This window comes from Lactiplantibacillus sp. 30.2.29 (assembly GCF_018991255.1).
GTDB classification, from domain to species: domain Bacteria; phylum Bacillota; class Bacilli; order Lactobacillales; family Lactobacillaceae; genus Lactiplantibacillus; species Lactiplantibacillus pentosus.
On the sequence record NZ_JAGYGU010000034.1, the window covers coordinates 1 to 19,124 of the forward strand.

Here is a 19,124-nt window from a genome sequence, read left to right on the forward strand (position 1 = left end):
GGCCCCTCCAGTCGGGAACCCGCTCGAATGGCAGATGAACGACCACCTACTTTGGTGCAATTGACCACTGAATGTTAGGAGACAGATCCTTCGAGCAAACTTTTGATCGATATTCGATGATACTTTACGGCACTTTAATACTGAGAAGGTTACCGAATATGATTCACAAAATCCACGGCCGCTAGTCTTGAATTTAGTCGATAAAATTGCCTTCGTTTATAGTTTCTGACTTTGCCATCTCAAACGGCCAAAGAAAATTCTGACAATTTCAGTGAAACTGCTGGTTAGAAATTCTAAAGCATGGGTCAAAATGGTCAGCTATTGTTTAAAACCAGCCTTACAGTTGACTATCAAAATGACCGTGGGTTAAGAACCAACGACTAATTCAATAAAAAGTTGAGTCCGCAAATGTTCGCCTTTCGAATAGTGTCCCGGCCGGAAGGCATTCGGGGCAAGGCCAAGTGGTGAAATTTCACTTAGCAAGCGTTTTTGGCTTGGTTAGTGAAAGACCAGTATTTAAGACGTGGGTTGTCGGCTTAAATCTGCGTCCACCACGTTCCGGCCATTGCCCAGAATGCCTGGAAGCCGGCGTAGGAAGCATCTACCACAGAAAGTTTACGGTAACTCGCACTGTTTCCAGCGGGCCTCAGCTGGCAGCATTTGAACTCAGAAAATAGCACGTTTTAATCATTATTCATGACAAATCAAGAAGTACAATGCGTCATTAAGTGAAGTGAGTCACGCGTTATTGGGAAGATTTTGCGTAATTATTAGATATCCGGGCCAAACTTTTATCAGTAAATGGTCTACACTGTGGTAGGTCGGCAGCGAGCGGAGAATGTGACCTGAACTCGGATTGGGCTAGCATTAATGTTACAAAATGGTAAGCTTTTTGTTAACATTTACTTGAATTCGTTGACAGCTCAGGTACAATTATTAGCGAAGGTTGGAGGGATTAAAATGATCAATACAGTTATTATTCGGGGATTATTCGAGTTCGTACAACAATTGATCTTGGTTGCGATTGCTAAGAATTTACCAATTAAGTTGGTTGTCGCGACGCAAGCGGATGAAGCGCCACGTTATCAGGCGCTCATCACGGCTAGTTTGACTTGTCGTCAGTTTACTTTAGATGCACAGCTCAAACCAGACTATTCACAAGCCGATAGTTTAATTATTGGAAATTTAGTGCCACTGGCTGCCGATGGTGATGCTAGTGGTGATTTAAAGGCGACCTTGCCATTATTCCGGTCGTTTGTCAACGACGCAATGGGTGCCGGTTTTAACGGTAAAATTGTGTTGGCAGGTAGTAATGACGCCGTATTAAGTGTACTCGCTGCCAAGTTTAGTGGCATTGACCACTCCAAAGTCATTGGTGTTGGTACCTTGCCACAGAGTCGCTTGTTGGAACAGCTTCTTCGGCAACAATTGAGTGTTGGGCCGGCTGATGTCCGGGCATTTGTTGTTGGAACTGCAGCTGCCCACTTGATTTCTTGGAGCCGCTCGTATATCGGTCCGGCGCCAGTGATGACCTACTTGGCCAACCAAGATATTAGTTTTGGGATGGATGAGATGACGGCTGCGACTGATCAAATCGATGACGCGACGATGATTACTAATCAGACCCTGAGTGTGTTAGCATTAGTACAGATACTCAACGCGTTTTATGCGCAGACGCCCTTCATTGGGACGGTGACTAATATTCAAGCGAGTGGCGATGATGACCAGCTGGTTGGACTGTCCTCACCCGTGCTGATTAGTGCCAATGGCCTTAAACGGATGGCAGATATGGTCTTGTCTGATGAGGAGCAAAAAGAATATGCTGAGATTGCGGGACAGGTTCGTGAAGAGCTAGCCCGGGTCACGGCAGGGGAGTTGGATGAAGATGCCAAAGCACAGTGATAATTATCAATATCCGCTTGATGAAACGTGGACGACGGCTGATATCATCAAGGTGACGACTTTCTACCAGGCAATTGAAGCGGCAAATGAAAGCTCGATTGCAACGGCGGAGTTATTAGCGGCGTATGATGATTTCAAGACGGTCGTTCCGGCGAAATCTGAAGAAAAGCGACTCTCACGTGATTATGAAGCCGCTTCAGGTTATCGGATCTATCAAACGATGCAAGCCGCACGAGCAACCAATAAGCAACGATTTCAATACCGAGACTAGGTGACCAATGTGCAAACGAATGTTGTGAAACAGTTGAATGATGCCATGCAGACGGTGATGCAAACGGCACGTGAGCAGGTCTTGGCTAAGATGGGGAACAAGTTAACGGTGGCGGAAAAAACCAGCCGACGAGATTTAGTGACCAATGTTGATCATAGTAACGAAGATTTTTTGATCAGCCAAATTCGTCAACTAGATCCCACAGCTCATATTTTGGCCGAAGAGGGTACTGGCGACCGAGTCACTAGCATGGCCGGGCACGTCTGGATCGTGGATCCCATTGATGGCACGATGAATTTTGTCCATCAACGCAATCATTTTGCGATGATGGTTGGGTTCTATGTTGATGGTGAGCCAACCTTGGGCTATATTCACGATGTGATGGCCAATAAACTCTATGCTGGCGGTCCGCAGCTCGGTGTGACACTGAACGGTGAGCCGATGAAGTCGCCAGCTGATGCCGACCTAGCAGATGGCCTATTTGGTGCCAGTGCACCACTGCTCATTCAAGACCGGTTTAACATGCAAGCAGTCGTGGCTGCTTCCTTAGGGCCACGCATCATGGGTAGTGCCGGTATTCAAATCAGTCAAGTGCTGGCAGGGGAATTGATTGCCTATCTTTCATACTTGCGACCATGGGATTTTGCAGCTGGTCGCGTACTAGCGGAAACGCTGGGCTTGGTGGTCACAACTCTTGACGGCAGTCCGGTTGATATGTTATCATCGGGTGCTGTACTGATAGCGACAAAACGTGCACAACGTTCAATTTTGGCAATCGTCTAGTAAGTAGTGGGACTGTGACCCATATGTCACAGTTTTTTTATGTCAATGGATGAAAACCACTGAAAGCGCCGTTACGACCGATTCAGGTTGCAGTCATGACTTGATAGTAACGGCAGATTGTATTAATATATGTAAGATTTCTGCTATCGAGGATAGTGAGAATTTTGAAGGATGAAAGGAAGATCAATTTTGAAATTTAGAGATGATATCCGCAACATTGCCATTATTGCCCACGTTGACCACGGTAAAACGACGTTGGTTAACGAAATGCTTAAACAATCGGATACCCTTGACGAACACGTCCAGATTGATGATCGGGCGATGGACACTAATGCCATTGAAAAGGAACGCGGTATCACGATCCTTTCGAAAAACACGGCCGTACGTTACGGCGACAAGCAAATCAACATCCTGGATACCCCAGGACATGCCGACTTCGGTGGTGAAGTTGAACGTATCATGCGCATGGTTGACGGGGTGTTACTCGTCGTTGATGCGTTTGAAGGAACGATGCCCCAAACTCGGTTTGTGTTGAAGAAAGCTTTGGAACAACACTTAACACCAATCGTAGTGATTAACAAAATCGACCGTCCTGGTGCCCGTCCTGAAGAAGTGGTTGACGAAGTGCTTGACCTCTTCATCGAACTTGGCGCGGACGAATCACAATTAGACTTCCCAGTAGTTTATGTTTCAGCCTTGAACGGGACTTCTAGTTACGAATCAGATCCTGCTAAGCAGGAACACACGATGAAACCAATCTTTGATACCATCATCAAGACGATTCCATCACCAATCGATAACTCTGACGAACCATTACAATTCCAAGTGGCCCTATTGGACTACAACGATTATGTTGGTCGTGTCGGAATTGGTCGGGTCTTCCGTGGGACGATCAAAGTCGGCGACAGCGTTTCAGTTATGAAGCTCGACGGTAGTAAGAAGAACTTCCGGGTCACTAAGTTATTCGGGTTCTTCGGATTACAACGGTTGGAAATCGACGAAGCCCATGCCGGTGACTTAGTTGCAGTTTCTGGGATGGAAGACATCAACGTTGGTGAAACGGTTGCTGATTCAGCAAACCCTGAAGCTTTACCGATCTTGCGGATTGATGAACCAACTTTACAAATGACTTTCGGAACCAACTCCTCACCATTTGCTGGTAAGGAAGGGAAGTTTGTGACGGCGCGTCAACTTGAAATGCGGTTAAAGGCCGAACTTGAAACTGATGTTTCGTTACGGGTCGACGACACTGACGAACCTGGTTCATGGGTCGTTTCAGGTCGTGGTGAATTGCATTTGTCAATCTTAATTGAAACGTTACGGCGTGAAGGTTATGAATTACAAGCTTCCCGTCCAGAAGTTATCTATCGCGAAATCGATGGCAAACGTTGCGAACCATTTGAATCTGTTCAAATCGATACGCCAGACGAATACACTGGTTCAATTATCGATACCTTATCGAAGCGTAAAGCTGAAATGAAGAACATGGAAAGTACTGGTAACAACCAGACTCGGTTGACCTTCTTAGCACCTTCACGGGGCTTGATCGGTTACTCCACTGAATTCCTTTCATTGACGCGTGGATATGGGATCATGAACCATACCTTCTCTGAATACTTGCCAGTTATTCCTAACTGGAACCCAGGTCGTCGGAATGGTGCCTTAGTTTCAATCAACCAAGGTAAGACGACGACGTATGCAACGATGGGGATTGAAGACCGGGGAACGATTTTTGTTGACCCAGGTACTGAAGTTTATGAAGGTATGATCGTTGGTCAAAATAGCCGTGAAAATGATATTTCGGTTAACATTACCAAGGGTAAGAACATGACCAACGTGCGTTCTTCTAACAAGGACTTGACGGCGACAATCAAGACGCCAACTCATTTAACGTTGGAAGAATCACTTGAATTCTTGAACAGCGACGAATTCTGCGAAATCACGCCAGAACACGTTCGTTTACGGAAACGTATCTTGAACACGAACTCACGTGAAAAAGAAGCCAAGAAGCGGAAAATGAATAAGTAATTTTCAGCTAACTAACACGCTCTCCAAACCGGGGAGCGTGTTTTTTTCGGCTCAACATGTCATGTGGGTTCAGCTGTAAGCGGGACTACTCGGACTAGCGTAGGTGATTTAGGCGCCTTGTCAAGTGCAGTTAGAGAATTCGGATGGGCTATCAATTGGTCTAGGTGTTTTTTTGGTGACCGTCAACAAGCCGCTGTCCCTTGATTATGTTCGTTTACATGGAAATAAATGATTGATTATTTGTTATTGAGAGTATAATATTGGTTTATAGAATGAAACCTGTTTGTAGGTCATCATTACTAGGATTGATGATGAACCTAATCAGTGCTTTGGAGGTGTGACCGGATGAAAAAGATTAATAAATTGATAATTCTCGGCATGTTGGCACTTGGTGTGACTGGGGGTGCCGTTGTCAATCAGTCGGTGAACGCCAAAGCGAGTACCAGCGTGACCATCGATGGAAAGATGAGTGATTGGGATAGTGCCAATTTGACAGAAGGCTATAACGGTTATACCGCGTTGACCAGTCAGGGTAAGTACGTCGATGTGTACGTCAAGATGAAGAATGGTCAAGTCCCGGGTTATGGGGACTATAATTTCAAAATCGATGGTAAGACTTACTACGTTTGGTCAAGTAATATCCCAAGTTCAGTTAGTTCGGGAAGTGTCAAATCATTCACACTGACTGGGGGCAAGTGGAACGATGGTACCCAGTATGGGACGGTCGGTACTGGGTATGTCACGAATGATGGTCACCATAATTATGCCGAGTTTCAAGTTGATTTGACCAAGTTAGGGTTAACGTCGACGGCCAGCGGCAAGGAAATTACCATGGCGAATCCGAATATTGGTTCTGACAGTGCCACAACGACTGCGGGGACCATCACTGATTCGACGAGTACGTCATCAGCTAGTTCATCGAGTGCTGCCTCAAGTTCAAGTACGGCAAGCAGTTCTACTTCGAGTAGCACCGCAACGAGTTCCACGAGCACCACTAGCAGTTCGGCAGCGGTCAGTTCCAACGGTGTCGTCAGTGATAAGTCGGAGTCAGCGTCTAAGGCGTCGTCCACGACTAACAATGATGCCAATAATGATAACGATAATTTGAACATCACGATCGATGGCAAGTTTAATGATTGGAAAAATGTCAGTTTGACAGAAGGCTATAATGGCTATACCGCCATGGTCAGCGACGGTAAATATGTGTACGTCTACGTGAAAATGAAATACGGGCAGGTACCAGGGTATGGCGATTATAATTTTGATATTAGTGGTCAAAATTACTACGTTTGGTCTGGTGATATGCCAAGTTCGCAATCTGATGGGGCGGTCAAGGCCGTTTCCTTCACAGGTGGCAAATGGAACGAAGGTAGCCAGTACGGCACCGTTGGCAATGGCTACGTGGCTCAAGACGGCTCGCATTCCATTGCTGAATTCAAAGTTGATTTGAGTAAGTTTAACTTATCGACAATGACTGGCCAAACGATTACGATGTATAATCCGAATATTGGTGATAAGAAAGTAACGGTGGCTGGTGGTTCAACTGGCCCTTACTTGATTTCTGGTGTTGGCGTCGTCATCGTCGCCTGGGGCTATTTCAAGCTCCGTAAACGGCATCAGCTCAAGCCAACTGATACGCCGAAGATTCAAAAATAAGGCGTTAATAACAAATGAGTTTACTGACACGAGTGATACTGCCGGCCATTAGCGTTGTATCGTGGTCGAGAAGTGAATTAATAGGACTGATATACGATGAATCTTAAGATTCTCCTAGGAATAGTAATATGGTTATATGGACTGTCAGTGCTCAAAAGAGCTCGGCTATCAGCTTTCTACTTTATTGTGGGAAGTGCCGGGCTCTTTTTTATTCTAACGGCGATTAGTCGCCCGTACTGGGTCTGGTTCTTTACGCACGCGGTAATTCACGGCGTGGCCCTTTTTACAGAGCTGACTAATTGGGGTCAGATTATGTTCAAAATGGGACTGGTTTATATCAATAACGTTGGTAATCCAGTTATTATGTCGATCGATTATGAGTGCTCTGGCATCATTGAAACGTGTGCTTTCGTTTCGTTGGTGGCCTTTTATCCGGCTTACCAGCGACGTGAAAAAGTCTTTTATGGCGTATTTGGACTGCTTTATATTTATCTGATTAACGTGCTTCGTTTAAATGTGGTGATTACAATCGTCCATTTTGGCGGCGGTGAAGCCTTTTTCCTAGCACATTCGGTGATTGGCCGCTTGATTTTTTACGTGTTGGTGATCGTACTGTATTACAACGTCTTCACGTATTCACAACTGGCACGAGGATTGTATCAACAGGTTGCTGATTGGAGGGATCGTTTACGGTGATGTATTGGCTAAACTTGGCGTTGACCAGGATGGGATTTTGGATTACGTGGGCATTGATTCCCATCGTCGTCGAAATCATCCCGTCAATCGTTTCGACTGCTAAATTGATGCATCGTCAGCGCCGGTGCCGAAACTTAAAGCACCGCAAAAATGGCCCTGGGTGACCATTATTGTTCCGGTTTATAATTCTGAGGACACTTTATTTGATTGTATTCGTTCGATTGATCGGCAGACGTATCCGAAACAGGCGATGCAGATTATTTTAGCGAATAATCAGAGTACTGACGATAGTTTTGGCGCGTATGCACGGGCCCAAGATGCCTTTCCTAACTTATTTTTACGCTATGTTAATACGGATAAGGGGAAGGCACGGGCACTGAACGCGGCGATTTATGAGAGTATTGGGAGTTATGTAATTAATATTGATAGTGACGGCCTGCTGGAACCAAACGCGGTAAAAAATATGGTCTTACGTTTTGAGAGTGACAACAGTATCGCGGCAATGACAGGCGCCGTACTGCCTCAGCGCCAACTCGTGCAGCAAGTGTCCGGATGGTGGCACCGGCTATTAGCCAAAAATGAGTATTACGAGTATGCGCAGGCCTTCTTATCTGGCCGGACGATTGAATCTTTTCGCGACCAATTATTTACGATGTCCGGGGCGTTCTCGGCGTTTCGGCGGGAAGTCTTGATGGAAACTTTTTTGTATGATACCGACACGATTGGTGAGGATACCGATATGACGTTTCAGATTCGGACTCGTTTGGGCAAAAAAGTCGTGATTTGTGCGAATGCCATTTTCTACGTGGAACCAATTTCCGGCTTTGCGGAACTCTATACCCAACGTCAGCGCTGGCAACGCGGTGAACTGGAAGTGGCTCAAAACTACATGGCACAAACGGCGAGTCTCAGAGGCTTTTTCAAGGATTTTCTGGTACGGCGGATCATGATTGACCATACGTTTACGTTTCCACGGATGATTTGGACGTTTGCGACACTTGTCTTGATTGCGTTTGGTTATTCAACGCTGGTCGTGGGCTTGTCCTACCTACTCATCTATGGGCTATACGTGCTGGTAGGTGTGATTAACTTTATCAGCGTGGGGATTCTTTTGAAGCCGTATCCGGCTGAACGACGTTTTTACTCACGTCTATGGTGGTTGACTTTGACGCTGCCCATATACATGTTTTTGACCGGCTGGATCCGTTTGGTCGGCGTTATCAATGCGATGACGACCCATGCGACTTGGCGGATGCGAGGTTTTTCTGAAGAGTGGCACCAACTCATCGCGGTTTTACGTGATGATCGGCAAACGGTTCGCGATTATTATCGGCAGCGCCGCAAAGAAAAGTAACGGCGTCTCGTGTCGGTACCTGGCCGGGGATGATATTTAGCGAGATGGAAATGGGGGTGGTGTTGCATGAAAAATTACTTTTATCGGTTTAGTCACACGACGATCAGCGTGATTTGGTGGATTCTATTTGGCTTGACGTTAGTATTTGCGGTGACGTCACCCAATATCATTCTGGGCGACAATGCGACGTTTGGGACCAGTACGACGATGCTAACGACTAGTTTGATTATTGCAATCGTGGCGGTGGTTATCTTAAACGCCACTTATCCGCAAATCCACCGTTGGTTCGTGACGGTCTTCGTGACCCGCCAGCTCTGGACAGCAAGTGGACTACTCGCGTTAGTAGTGATTGGACAAATTATCTTCGTCACGTTTGTTCATCCCGTCAGTGGGTTTGATGCCGGCATGTTGCACTATGCAGCGACTAGCGCCAAACACGTCCAAGAAGTCGGGGTGACGGCCTATTATAGTCTCAACCAAAATAACATGCCAATCATGTTATTGATGCATTGGCTGTCAGAAGTGACAGGGCAGACTTCGTGGCAATTTTTTGATTATTTGACGTTGTTGTTTGTCGATTTATCCGCCATTTTCAATCTGGTCAGTGTGTGGGTCGTTCGGCGACAAGCGCTAGGCATCGCGTTGTATTTGCACGCTGCCTGGTTAGCCGTCTTTCCAAGTATCATCATGCCGTACACCGATGCATGGGGATTACCACTGGTTTCATTTTATTTATGCTGCTATTTTGTGATGCGGCAGACTGACTGGTCACCGTTACCACGATTGATTGCGGCGGTCGGTTTCGGAATCAGCGTCACTTTGACGTATTTTATGAAACCCTCTTCGATTATTCCCGTGATTGCCATTGTGATTATCGAAGGATTGGGTGCATTACATCGGCATGGTCCACTCAAGGGGCCGCGCGTCTTTATCGTTGTCGCCATGCTGATCCTAATGGTCGAAAGTGCAGGTTTCACTTATCATTACACTAACCGTGCGATTCAAGACCAGACGTATATCAGACTCGATAAATCCCGTGCCATTCCAGCGATTCATTTCATGGCGATGGGGGTCTACGGCAGTGGTGGCTACAGTGAAAAACAAGCGATTCAGATGGCGGTTCTACCCACTGAACAACAGAAAACAGATTATTCGATCCGGATGCTCACACGGCGCCTGAAGCAATTAGGGCCGATGGGATATGTGTCCTTTTTAATCAAGAAGCAGCGCAACAACACGGCCGATGGAACGTTTGGTTGGCTCAAGGAAGGAAACTTCTTCCGCGAGAATCAAAAACCAAGTAACCGTGGTTTTAGCAATTGGCTCAAAAACTTCATCTATCTCTATGGCCGTCACATCGCGGATTTCCGTTACGTCGCCCAGTTGTGGTGGATCACATTGCTAGTCATTATTGCCATTGGAACTGGACCGCGCCGGCAGCTAACGCAATTATTGCGGTTATCGCTGATTGGTGGCTTTCTTTTTCTACTAGCCTTTGAAGGTGGCCGGAGTCGTTACCTGATTCAATACTTACCATGTTTACTATTACTAAGTAGTTTTTCTTTCGAACGTGCCGTCATCAATGTGCGGCGAGTGGCTGATTGGTATCACCGCAAATTAGCCAAAGCCATCGCGGCAGATGAAGCGAAGTCGACAGCTGATGATTGACCATGTTTGCTTTAAATCGAATGGATTATTAATCACTTTTGGCTGCTGTGCTGAAGGTGGTTTTTTAGGTGATGTCAGTAATAGTTTCGGACCACCCGTTGTGCCCGTTAGTATTTATCCTGAATTATGATTGAAAAGTGCCGGTTCTTAAAGCCAAAAGCGGCCAGCTGAGGACCGCTGGAAAATGGAGCGAGTGCGTAGACCTGCAGTTGTGGACGCACCCTACGCCGGCTTCCAGGCATTCTGGTCAATGGCTGGAAACGTGGTGGACGCAGATTTAAGCCGACAAACCACGTCTTAAATACTGGTCTTTCACTAACCAAGCAAAAGACGCTTGCTAAGTGAAATTTCACCACTGGGCCTTGTCCAGAATACCTGCCAGCCGGGGCAGTATTCGAAAGGTAGACATTTACGGCCCCAACTTTTTGTTGAATTAGTCGTTGGTTTCTTGGTACAAAGAAATTTTGATACTTAACAGTCAGACTGGTTTCTAACAATCGCTAAACTTCCTTACCCATGTTTCAACCCTCGGACAAGTAACTTTACTGGACCAGTCAGAATCTTCCCAGTGTTAAAATGCCATAAAGCATCATCAATATCGATTTAAAGTTTGCTCGAAGGACCTGTCTCCTAATATTTAGGAGTCAATTGCACCAAGTTAGGTGGCTGTTCATCGGCCATTCGAGCGGCTTCCCGACTGGAGGGGCCGGCTGACAATGCTCAGTAGCCAAGTTATTCTAAGCTGGAAGTGGTCTTCTTCCGGCTTAGAATAAGACTCGTATTTGAAATTACGCAGTGGGTTTCTGCGTGAGTTCAAATCGATGTCGGCTTACGTTCCAGCAATTGTCAGCCGGCCCCGGAAGTCGGAATAGGAAGGATACCGGCAGACGAACAGTACGCCAAGTAATCGTAATTCGTGAATACCCTGTTTGTAAGCGGTTAAGCGTAACTTGGTTAAAAAACAGCAAATTAATCTGTGAAATTACTGTGTTAAAACTGACTTATGCTATAATTGTTGCAAGCAAGCAGTTCGAGCAATCGTGGGGAATATCATCGGACTGTTAGATTAATTAGGGTGGGATTTAAGCTCATGTGGAAAAAGTTACACTATATGGACTATGTGCTGTTTATCCCGTATTTGATTCTTAGCGGGATCGGCGTTGTCATGGTTTATTCATCGAGTTCATACGTGGCCGCACAAAACGGCTCGACACCCACCGGTTATTTAATTAAGCAACTGATCTGGGTCGTCTTGGGGTTAATCATCACCTTATTTTGTATGAACTTAAAGATTGACTACTTTAAGAAGACCAAATGGCTTGGGATTCTAGGGTTCGCCATGTTAGTTGTGTTAGTCGGGCTCCGATTGGTCGGTAAATCGATCAATGGGGCGGCTGGCTGGATTATTTTGGGGCCAGTTTCGATTCAACCGGCTGAATTTTGTAAGTTTTATTTAATCATTTACTTAGCCGCCATCATTGCTCAGCGTGAAGACGTTTTAGGCGTGGCCCGGTTTCGTGAATTAGGCCCACAGTTGGTGATGTTGTTCGCCATGCTGTTGCTGATTTTTGTCCAACCCGATTTAGGTGGGGCGACCATCAACTTGGCGATTGCAGCAGTGATTTTATTTGCGAGTGGGATTTCGTACTTGATCGGGGTCGGGGCTTTTCTGGGTGCTGTCGGGGCCTTTGAATGGATCCTCGTGCCCATCGTCAGTCGCTTACCGCAGAGTGCCTTTGCGAACTCCTACCAATTACGGCGATTCCTGGGTTTCTTGAATCCGTTCAAGACCGCTTCAGGTGCCGGGACTCAACTGGTAAATTCCTATTATGCGATTTCTAATGGGGGCTTAACGGGGGTCGGTATTGGGAATAGTTTGCAAAAGCGCGGTTATTTACCTGAACCGAACACCGATTTTATCATGTCGATCACGGCTGAAGAACTTGGCTTGATTGGGATCTTAATCGTGATGGGCTTACTGTTAGTGATCGTCATGCGAATCATCTATATTGGCGTCCGGTCGCATCACGCTTTCAATGCGTTGGTCTGTTACGGGGTGGCTGCCTACCTGACGATTCAAGCGTTTATTAACGTAGGTGGGATCGTTGGGTTGATTCCGATTACCGGGGTCACGTTCCCGTTCATGAGTTATGGTGGTTCCAGTATGATGGTGCTGACGTTGTCACTAGGATTAGTTTTAAATATTAGTGCCCTTGAAAAAATTGAACGGGCTAATACCGTTCGACAAGCTGATTAATTAGGATATTATTTGGAAATGAGGGATTTTGGTGAAGAAAGTATTAATTGCTAACCGTGGCGAAATCGCAACGCGAGTCATTCGTGCTTGTCATGAATTAGGCTTGCAGACTGTCGCAATTTACGCCAAAGAAGACGAGTTCTCCGTTCACCGTTTCAAAGCTGACGAAGCCTATCTGGTTGGTGAAGGCAAGGCGCCCATTGCCGCCTATTTAGACATCGAAGATATTATTCGAATTGCCAAAGAAAATCATGTTGATGCAATTCATCCAGGCTACGGTTTTCTAGCTGAAAATGCCACCTTTGCTCGGCGTATTGCCGAAGAAGGCATGATTTTTGTTGGGCCTAAGCCGGAACACCTAGAGATGTTTGGAGATAAGATTACAGCCAAACGGGTGGCACGGGACGCGGGTGTACAGACGATTCCTAGTACCTTGCACCCGGTAACGAGCTTGAACGAAGCACTCCAATTCACGCAACAATACGGTTATCCAATTATGATCAAAGCTGCCATGGGTGGTGGCGGTCGCGGGATGCGAATCGTCCATGAAGCTTCTGAACTACAAGAAGCCTTTGACCGGGCACGTTCTGAAGCAATGCAGTCCTTTGGCGATGATGAAATTTATTTGGAAAAATTCATTGCTAATCCCAAGCACATCGAAGTTCAGATTTTAGCGGATGCCCACGGTAATGTGATGCACCTGTTCGAGCGGGACTGTTCTGTGCAACGGCGTAATCAAAAGGTGATTGAATTCGCACCAGCCGTTGCGCTGCCAATGGAATTGCGGCAAAGAATTTGTAATGCGGCAGTCGACTTGATGAAGAGCGTCCACTATTTAAACGCCGCCACCGTAGAATTTTTGGTGGAAGGCGACCAGTTCTACTTCATGGAAGTCAATCCACGGGTTCAAGTGGAACATACTGTGACTGAAATGATTACCGAAATCGACATTGTGCACGCGCAGTTGAAAATTGCGATGGGTGGCGATTTGTTTAAAGACTTACGGTTACCACACCAAGATGAGTTGACTTATAAAGGCGCCGCCATTCAGTGCCGTATCACGACCGAAGACCCGGCGAACGACTTTATGCCAGATACCGGCCGAATCGAAACGTACCGGTCACCAGGTGGTAACGGCGTTCGTTTGGATGCTGGTAATACCTATTCGGGCGCAATCGTGACGCCATACTTTGACTCTTTATTGGTTAAGGCTTGTGTGGCAGCGCGTACCTTTAAGGCTGCCGTTCACAAAATGCGGCGGGTGCTGGTCGAATTTGATATTCGAGGCGTGAAGACTAACATTCCATTCATGCTCAATGTGATTGATGATCCAACGTTCCAAGCGGGCGAAGCGGGGACCCGGTTTATTGATCAAACACCGTCACTGTTCAAGTTCCCAGATGACACGCAACGTGAAGATAAGATGTTGAAGTACATCGGGAACGTGACGGTCAACGGTTTTGCTGACGTTGCACAACATTCCAAGAAGTATTACCCAGACGTCGAATTTCAGGATGACTTTAAGCCGATTGCACCCGATATTGTGACGGCTAAAGATGTGTTAGATTCGAAAGGCGTTAGTGGTTTACAGAGCTGGTTGCTTGATCAGAAACAGGTCTTGCTGACAGATACGACGATGCGCGATGCTCACCAAAGCCTGTTTGCGACCCGAATGCGGACCAAGGACATGTTGGCCGTTGCTGCGGCGTCACAAAAAGCGATGCCACAATTGTTCTCATATGAAATGTGGGGCGGTGCAACCTTTGACGTGGCATACCGATTCTTAAATGAAAATCCATGGAATCGTCTCAAAGAGCTACGCCAAGCCATGCCACGGACCTTGTTCCAGATGTTGTTCCGGGGGTCTAACGCGGTTGGTTACCAAAATTATCCGGATAACGTTATTCGTGAATTTATTTTGGAAGCGGCCAAGAGTGGTATCGATGTTTTCCGGATTTTTGATAGTTTGAACTGGATTCCACAGATGGAAAAGAGTATTCAGGCGGTCAAAGAAACGGGTAAAATTGCGGAAGCCACCATTTGTTATACCGGTGATATTATGGATCCAAACCGGCAAAAGTATGACTTGGCTTACTACCGGCAATTAGCGTTAGACTTACAATCGACTGGTGCCGATATCATCGCCATTAAAGATATGGCGGGTGTCTTGAAGCCAGAAGCCGCTTATGAGTTAGTGTCAACCTTGAAGGATGCCTTAACGATTCCAGTGCACTTACACACGCACGACACCACCGGAAACGGTATCTTTACCTATGCTCGTGCTGTGGATGCGGGTGTCGACGTGGTCGATGTTGCCGCCAGCGCTTTGTCTGGCACGACCAGTCAACCTTCGATGAGTACGCTTTACTATGCGTTAGCACATAACGACCGGCAACCAGATATCGATATTAATAACGTTGAAGCAATTAACCGTTACTGGCAAGGCGTACGGCCATACTACCAAGACTTCTCAAATGGAATGACTGGGCCACAAACCGACATTTACCAAACGCAGATGCCTGGTGGTCAGTATTCTAACTTACAACAACAAGCCAAGGCAATGGGCCTCGGTGATCGTTGGGAAGAAGTCAAGGCGATGTATGCGACGGTCAATGACATGTTTGGCGATATCATCAAGGTGACGCCAAGTTCTAAAGTGGTCGGTGATATGGCGCTGTTTATGATGGAAAATCACTTAACGCCAGAGGACATCTACGATCATGGTGACAAGCTCGACTTCCCTGAATCAGTGATTAATTTCTTTGCTGGTAATCTCGGCCAACCAGTCGGTGGTTTTCCGAAGAAATTGCAACAGATCATTTTGAAGGGGCATCCGGCATTAACGGTTCGCCCGGGTAGTTTGGCCAAACCAGCTGATTTTGAAGCAGTCAAGACTGAATTGTCAGCTAAACTCGGTCACGAGGCCAACCATCAAGAAGTCTTGAGTTACATTCTGTATCCGAAAGTCTTCATGGATTACGATGCAAGCCACAAACGTTACGGGCACGTCTCGCTGTTAGACACGCCGACCTTCTTCCAAGGCATGCGTTTAGGTGAAACGGTCAATATTGAATTGGCGAAGGGTAAGACGATGATCGTCAAACTCAACCAAATCAGTGATCCGGACGTGGATGGGGTACGAACGCTGTACTTTAGCATCAATGGGCAAAACCAAGAAATCATGATCAAGGATAATTCGGTTCATCAATCGTCAACCAGCACGCGCAAGGCGGAACCAACTAATGAAAATGAAGTTGGGGCAACCATGAGCGGCTCCGTATTGAAGCTGCTTGTCAAGAAGGGCCAGTCCGTTAAGAAGGGTGAACCTCTACTGGTTACTGAAGCGATGAAGATGGAAACGACGATTCAAGCGCCTGAAGATGGCCTGATCGAACACATCTATGTCAGTGCGGGCGACGTTATTCAGACGGATGACTTGTTATTGGAAATTGCACCACAGTAATTGGTATTAGGCGCAAGTGGATTACGATTGATCCATTTCGTGCAAACAGTACAGACTCAAAATCATCAATGGCTATGGCTGTTGATGATTTTTAGGTTTAGACGTTAGAAACAGGTTAGGCCGGGAATTCAGAAGTTAGTTGACGAAATCCAGAATCTAGTCTAACATTTAAACAACAGTATTACGCATTGTGCGAGTTAATTTGTCATGAATCATAATCAAAACGTGCCATTTATGAAGTTCAAAACCGCCAGCTAAGGATCTCTGAAAACACGGCAAGTTAGCGTAAACCTGTATTATGGTTGCGTCCTACTCCGGCTTAGAATAAGACTCGTATTTGAAATTGCGCAGTGATTTTCTGCGTGAGTTCAAATCGATGTCGGCTTACGTTCCAGCAATTGTCAGCCAGCCCCGGAAGTCGGATTAAGACGATCACTGGCTGACGAACAGGAATCCACTAACTGGCACGTTTTGATTATCTTCAGTGCTAAATAATAACTAACACAACGCGTAACAGTAATTTATGTAGAAGAGGTGAGGTTCGATGGATTTTACAGTTAAGCCGCGTCGTTCGTTGATCGTGTATCTTTATTCGATGAAGCAGGTGCGTCAACTGAAGCGTTTTGGATTGATTCAATATCAATCACGTAAGCAACATTACGTCGTGTTGTACATGGATGAACATCAAATTCCGGCAGCCACGACGAAAATTAAAAAATTAAATTTTGTCCGCAAGGTAGAACCGTCGTACCGGCCGGACGTTGCCATGAACTTTGGTGAACGGGTGGATCAGGGCTTTTTCAAGCCAACGACGACCGGTGCACCTGACGACGATGATGATGAAGAAGATTAAGTTGGTGAAAAAGAGATGCGAATTGTAGCAGGTGACTTTGGTGGCCGGCGCTTAAAGGCGGTTCCTGGAATGCAGACGCGACCGACCACGGATAAAGTCAAAGAAGCGGTGTTTAATATTATTGGCCCGTACTTCGATGGTGGCCAATCACTAGATTTATTTGCCGGCAGTGGTGGGCTGAGTATCGAGGCAGTCTCGCGTGGTGTCGACCGCGCCGTTTTGATTGACCGCCAGTATCAGGCCATTAAAACGATCAAGGATAATATTGCGGTGACTAAGGCCCCAGACCGCTTTGAAGTCATTAAAGGTGATGCTCAGCGGGTTCTAGACCGACTAGCTGCACAAAATGAGCGTTTTGACTGGGTATTTTTAGACCCGCCGTACGCTCAGCAACAAATTGTCAAGGACATTCAACGCTGTGCGGCCCTGGGCTTGTTGAATCCGGGTTGCCACATCGTGTGTGAGACTGATACGAATGCCAATTTGCCCGCAGATTTGCCTGGCTTTGCCTTGGTTCGGCAACAGGATTACGGCATTACAGTCATTACCATTTATCAAAAAGTAACGGAGGAAGTCTAGTTATGGTGACAGCAGTTTTTCCCGGAAGCTTTGATCCCATTACCCGGGGACATCTGGATATGATTCAGCGCGCGAGTCGGTTTGTCGATCATTTAATCGTTGCGGTGATGGTCAATACCAGCAAACAACCCTTATTTACGATGGCCGAAAAGGTTGCCATGATCAGTGCGGAAGTCAGCGATTTGCCGAACGTGGAGGTGCAGGCTGCGACCGGGTTAACGGTTGATTTCATGACCAGCGTCCACGCGACAGTCCTGGTTCGAGGACTACGTAATGAACAGGACTTTGGCTATGAACGTGATATCGCCTGGATGAACAAGTCGTTGAATGATTCGATTGAAACGATTTGCTTGATTGCCCGCCCACCGTACGCTTATTTTTCCTCGAGTTTAATCAAGGAAGTGGCTAAGATGGGGGCGGATGTTTCTAAATACGTCCCAACGGCGGTCGCTCAGAAGTTGCAGCAACGTTTAGGGAAGAGTGATCAATGAAGACGGTACAACGATTATGGAAACGGTACTGGGGCCTCGTTTTAATTGTGGTGGTACTACTGGTGTTTTTCTTACTGCCACTGCCATATTACATCGAGGGTCCCGGGAGCGCGGACAATTTAAAATCATTTGTGACGGTCAAGCACCATCCTGACAAACGGCGTGGTAAATTCATGTTGACGTCGGTCGCAGAAGCCCCGGCAACACCGGCTTTGTGGCTGTATGCACAGTTGAATCCACACTATGACGTCGTTAGTGCCGAAGACATGACGGGTGGTCAAGACGATGCGACTTATAACCGAGTTCAGAAGTTCTACATGCGTAGTGCAATCAATGAAGCAATTGCCACAGCCTATTCAGCGGCACACCGGAGCTATCGAACGACCTATCAAGGCATTTATGTGTTAGATATTCAGTCGAATTCGAAGTTTAAGCACCAGTTGAAGGTCGGTGATACGATCACCAAGGTCGATGGTCACCATTTCAATACGGCGAGCGCCTATCAACGCTATATTAGTAAGCAGGGCATTGGTCATCGTGTGACGATTAGCTATCGCCGCAATGGCAAGACCAAACAGGCGACAGCACCCTTGGTTAAGCTGAGTACGCACCGGGCCGGAATCGGGATTACGCTGACTGATAATGTCAAGGTCACCACCAAGATTCCGGTCAAAGTCGATCCTGGCCAAATTGGTGGTCCATCCGCAGGCCTGATGTTTAGTTTGCAGATTTATCAGCAATTAACCAATCAGAATTTACGGCATGGTCAAAAAATCGCTGGGACTGGTACGATCGATCAAAATGGTCAGGTCGGTGAAATCGGCGGCATCGATAAAAAAGTGATTGCGGCCAAACGCGCGGGTGCGACAATTTTCTTTGCACCATACGTCAAACCGACCAAAGCGCTCTTAGCCGTTGAAGAGCAGGGCAAGACCAATTATCAATTGGCGAAAGCCACCGCGAAAAAGTATGCGCCCAACATGAAAGTTGTGCCAGTCACGTCGTTCAAGCAGGCAGTACATTACTTACAAACACATTCAAAATAATTGAATTAGTTACTGAAAAGTTTGGGGTGAAACCCAAACTTTTTTCGTGGATTCACGCCTCGTTTGACGTAATTATT

At 46.5% G+C, this 19,124-nt stretch carries 13 protein-coding genes and 1 pseudogene; all 14 read left to right on the top strand.

The genetic code is table 11. The features are described 5' to 3' along the window. Window positions 1-960 precede the first annotated feature (960 nt). The 14 genes and pseudogenes from KGF65_RS14265 to KGF65_RS14330 all read left to right on the top strand — a co-directional run bounded on the left by KGF65_RS14265 (window position 961) and on the right by KGF65_RS14330 (window position 19,047). Window positions 961-1,902: a lactate dehydrogenase gene (locus tag KGF65_RS14265; RefSeq protein WP_216748511.1), complete on the top strand. Its 942-nt coding sequence runs from the start codon at window positions 961-963 to the stop codon at window positions 1,900-1,902. Continuing rightward, window positions 1,880-2,173: a UPF0223 family protein gene (locus tag KGF65_RS14270; protein ID WP_050338425.1), complete on the top strand. Its 294-nt coding sequence runs from the start codon at window positions 1,880-1,882 to the stop codon at window positions 2,171-2,173. The genes KGF65_RS14265 and KGF65_RS14270 overlap by 23 nt, the downstream gene beginning before the upstream one ends. A gap of 9 nt (window positions 2,174-2,182) precedes the next feature. After that, a complete protein-coding gene (locus KGF65_RS14275; RefSeq protein WP_101874304.1) occupies window positions 2,183-2,956 on the top strand; it encodes an inositol monophosphatase family protein in 774 nt (257 codons plus the stop codon). 189 nt (window positions 2,957-3,145) lie between these two features. Further along, entirely contained in the window at window positions 3,146-4,984 is a 1,839-nt protein-coding gene (gene typA, locus KGF65_RS14280; protein ID WP_082230221.1) for a translational GTPase TypA, read from the top strand. A 345-nt stretch (window positions 4,985-5,329) separates the two neighbouring features. Next, window positions 5,330-6,640 (top strand): Firmicu-CTERM sorting domain-containing protein, encoded by a 1,311-nt coding sequence (locus KGF65_RS14285; RefSeq protein WP_213472537.1) that lies wholly within the window; start codon window positions 5,330-5,332, stop codon window positions 6,638-6,640. A gap of 96 nt (window positions 6,641-6,736) precedes the next feature. Then, complete coding sequence (gene xrtG, locus KGF65_RS14290; RefSeq protein ID WP_101873304.1) at window positions 6,737-7,336, top strand: exosortase family protein XrtG; 600 nt, start codon at window positions 6,737-6,739, stop codon at window positions 7,334-7,336. Next, window positions 7,336-8,690: pseudogene (locus KGF65_RS14295) on the top strand (TIGR03111 family XrtG-associated glycosyltransferase). Before xrtG ends, KGF65_RS14295 begins: the two are co-directional and overlap by 1 nt. Before the next feature lie 66 nt (window positions 8,691-8,756). Further along, the gene (locus KGF65_RS14300; RefSeq protein WP_216748510.1) at window positions 8,757-10,358 is read left to right on the top strand and encodes a TIGR03766 family XrtG-associated glycosyltransferase; all 1,602 of its coding nucleotides are present in this window, start codon (window positions 8,757-8,759) and stop codon (window positions 10,356-10,358) included. Between the two features lie 1,090 nt (window positions 10,359-11,448). Beyond that, complete coding sequence (locus tag KGF65_RS14305) at window positions 11,449-12,615, top strand: FtsW/RodA/SpoVE family cell cycle protein (protein WP_050338432.1); 1,167 nt, start codon at window positions 11,449-11,451, stop codon at window positions 12,613-12,615. A 31-nt stretch (window positions 12,616-12,646) separates the two neighbouring features. After that, window positions 12,647-16,078 (top strand): pyruvate carboxylase, encoded by a 3,432-nt coding sequence (locus KGF65_RS14310; protein ID WP_105924005.1) that lies wholly within the window; start codon window positions 12,647-12,649, stop codon window positions 16,076-16,078. A gap of 544 nt (window positions 16,079-16,622) precedes the next feature. Then, window positions 16,623-16,931, top strand: coding sequence for a YlbG family protein (locus tag KGF65_RS14315; protein WP_050338434.1), 309 nt, complete (start codon window positions 16,623-16,625; stop codon window positions 16,929-16,931). 15 nt (window positions 16,932-16,946) lie between these two features. Next, the gene (gene rsmD / locus KGF65_RS14320; protein ID WP_101873308.1) at window positions 16,947-17,510 is read left to right on the top strand and encodes a 16S rRNA (guanine(966)-N(2))-methyltransferase RsmD; all 564 of its coding nucleotides are present in this window, start codon (window positions 16,947-16,949) and stop codon (window positions 17,508-17,510) included. Between the two features lie 2 nt (window positions 17,511-17,512). Then, window positions 17,513-18,001, top strand: coding sequence for a pantetheine-phosphate adenylyltransferase (coaD, locus tag KGF65_RS14325; protein ID WP_101873309.1), 489 nt, complete (start codon window positions 17,513-17,515; stop codon window positions 17,999-18,001). Beyond that, a complete protein-coding gene (locus KGF65_RS14330) occupies window positions 17,998-19,047 on the top strand; it encodes a SepM family pheromone-processing serine protease (protein ID WP_101873310.1) in 1,050 nt (349 codons plus the stop codon). Before coaD ends, KGF65_RS14330 begins: the two co-directional genes overlap by 4 nt. Window positions 19,048-19,124: the final 77 nt, after the last annotated feature.